The organism is Campylobacter concisus UNSWCS (assembly GCF_000466685.1).
In the GTDB taxonomy this organism is placed as follows: Bacteria; Campylobacterota; Campylobacteria; order Campylobacterales; family Campylobacteraceae; genus Campylobacter_A; species Campylobacter_A concisus_A.
This window is the reverse complement of the sequence record NZ_ANNG01000046.1, coordinates 1-1808: the sequence shown is the minus strand read 5'-3', so window position 1 is coordinate 1808 and position 1808 is coordinate 1. Positions and strand designations below refer to the sequence as shown.

The following is a 1808-nucleotide window of genomic DNA, read 5'->3' as shown; positions in this document are numbered from 1 at the left end:
ATACTATGGCAATGGTGGTTCTTCGCCACGAAAACTTGAGAACATATTCAACTCAAGATACAAACTATGGGCAGAACTAAGATAGAAAGGACAAAAAATGAAATACTACATAGATGAAAATAAAGAAGTTTATGCCTACGATGACAACGAAAAGCCACAACAAGACGGGCTAACACAGATAGATAAATCAAAACTAGATGAGATACTAGGTAGAGGAGAGGACGAGCAAGCTCTGCAGCTAGCCGAGCTTGAAACGGATATAAAAGAGTGCGAGGATGATATACGCCACGCTCTAATCATTGGTAACGATAAAGTGCTTGAAAATCTAAGAAGCGAATACAAAGAGTTAATCGCACAAAGAGAGGAACTAAGAAAATGAGCTATTTCTTAATCTGTGTTTTATCTCTAATCTTGGGCGTGCTGCTTTGCCCTATCGTGATCTTTTTAAGGGCACGCAAGTGCGACCAGTGGGACAATAGCAATATGACAAACATTTTAAGAGTGTTTAGCCACTTAGCGACACACCCAGACGACTTTGCAAAAATGCAATACGAAGACGGACAAAAGCCGTTTTGGTATTTGGGCGGTGATGAATTTACAGATATTGTAAAAACTAGACCAAAGGAGAACAAATGAGAGTAAAAGTAAAAAGATGCGAAGTGTGTGCGAGTAAGCTAGACAAAGACGGTGCTTGCACTTGGGAGGGTTGCCCAAAATGCCCTAACTATAAAGCAAAAGAGCAAGAAAAGCCAAAAGATAAAAAGGATGAGTAATGCTTAAATTTAAAGAACTTTTGCAAATCCTAGCCATTATAGCCGTCGAGCTACCGCTCGAGATACTTGGCTACATAATAGTGCCGATCGCTCTAGCGTTTTGCAACAAACAAAGCGAACGCCTACCAAGGTGGGCTAGGTATTTCGAGGATGCTGGCGACTACTACGACGGCGAAAACTCGGCGATAAATGGCGATAGTGGCTGGCGAAAAGAACACTATCCAAACGGCAAAAATAGGACGTATTTTGCGCGTCTTTTATGGTTATATAGAAATCATATCGGCTATTTTTCAAGCAGAATAAACGGCGTAAAAGTGAGTGAGATAGAGCCATCAAGCGTAAGAGTGCAAGGCAATATCAAAGTCACAAGCAACGGCGGAGTGATAAGTGACTTTTGCAAAGTTACTTGTAAGCTTAAAAATGGTCGCACTCGTTTCGGACTTTATAAAGTAGTCCGATACAAAGGCTTTTTAAGTGGCTTTTATTGTCGTATTTATGTCGGATGGAAGCTTATGGATATAGCAGGGGCAAATGCCTTAAATTTTAAAGAGTTCACCCAGAAAGATGACAAAAAATATTTAAAAACGGTGTGGTGTATAAACCCATTTAAAAAAGTAAATCAAAACAGAAAGGAGAAGTAATAAATTTAATCGCAAAGTATGGCAAGTAGAGCGAGGCGTGATGAGCTTGCAAATGAGACGGACGTTTTGTCCGTTGCAGTGCAGCAAGCGAGATCATAACGAAGCTATGCGAAGCCAGACGAGCAGGCTTAAATTTGTGAAATAAATCATGGCAGCTAAATTTGGTGTAAATGTAACCGTCTCAGCTGAGGCGGCAAGACCAATAGCGGTAGAAAGTACTACGCCTATTGGCATAGCAGGGTATGAAGAGGTGCTAGAAAACGGCCTACATTTTTATATGACAACAGCAAAGGCGCTTGAAGCTCTTGAAGCAAAATACAAGGCCAAAAAGGACGCAAGCCAAACCTTTAAAAAAGGCTCTATTTATAGGGCTTTAAAAGGTATTGAAGATCAG

General features: G+C 40.6%; 4 protein-coding genes and 1 pseudogene. All 5 read left to right on the top strand.

Features of this window, described 5'->3' with window-relative positions:
• The first annotated feature begins 97 nt into the window (after positions 1-97).
• A complete protein-coding gene (locus UNSWCS_RS09550) occupies positions 98-379 on the top strand; it encodes a hypothetical protein (protein WP_021088330.1) in 282 nt (93 codons plus the stop codon).
• Positions 376-636 (top strand): hypothetical protein, encoded by a 261-nt coding sequence (locus UNSWCS_RS09545; protein ID WP_021088328.1) that lies wholly within the window; start codon positions 376-378, stop codon positions 634-636. The genes UNSWCS_RS09550 and UNSWCS_RS09545 overlap by 4 nt, the downstream gene beginning before the upstream one ends.
• A complete protein-coding gene (locus UNSWCS_RS12400; RefSeq protein ID WP_200862622.1) occupies positions 633-773 on the top strand; it encodes a hypothetical protein in 141 nt (46 codons plus the stop codon). The genes UNSWCS_RS09545 and UNSWCS_RS12400 overlap by 4 nt, the downstream gene beginning before the upstream one ends.
• The gene (locus tag UNSWCS_RS09540; protein WP_021088327.1) at positions 773-1414 is read left to right on the top strand and encodes a hypothetical protein; all 642 of its coding nucleotides are present in this window, start codon (positions 773-775) and stop codon (positions 1412-1414) included. Before UNSWCS_RS12400 ends, UNSWCS_RS09540 begins: the two co-directional genes overlap by 1 nt.
• 148 nt (positions 1415-1562) lie before the next feature.
• Positions 1563-1808: pseudogene (locus tag UNSWCS_RS09535) on the top strand (phage tail protein); the annotation flags it as partial.